The organism is Vibrio sp. T9 (genome assembly GCF_003123985.1).
Classification (GTDB): Bacteria; Pseudomonadota; Gammaproteobacteria; order Enterobacterales; family Vibrionaceae; genus Vibrio; species Vibrio diabolicus.
The window spans coordinates 1-442 of record NZ_NIGY01000067.1 but is presented as its reverse complement, the minus strand read 5'-3'; the positions used below and the strand labels follow the sequence as shown (position 1 = coordinate 442).

Below are 442 nucleotides of genomic sequence, written 5' to 3'. Positions count from 1 at the left end.
CTCACCAGCGAGTCGAACAGACGCCCCTGCATGGCGGCAGGCAGCGATGGCCCCTCGTTGGCCAGTTCGACATCGGCACCCTCGGCGGTCGGCGTGAGCGTGATGCGCAGCCAGCCGCCGGGCGGCGTAAACGACAAGGCGTTGTCGAACAGCTTGTCCAGCGCCTGGGCGATCAACTCGGGCGAGACGTGCATCGGCACCGGGCCCTGCGGCAGCACCGCTTCGAGCCGGCGATCGCCGGCCAGGCCGCGATACCCGTCGGCACAGCCGCGCACGATGTCCGCGAGGTTCACGTCCTCCGCTTCCGCCGAGGCGATCGCGCGCTCCATGCGGCTGGCTTCGCTCATGGCACGCACCAGGGCACCCAGCCGAGCCACGCCATCGCGGGCACGCGCCAGATAGGGTTCGGCTTCGGCGGGGAGCCCCGCGTGATCGAGGTTGT

The 442-nt window shown here is 70.8% G+C and carries 1 pseudogene; it reads right to left on the bottom strand.

Annotated elements, in window-relative coordinates:
• Positions 1-442: pseudogene (locus tag CBX98_RS25450) on the bottom strand (hypothetical protein); the annotation flags it as partial.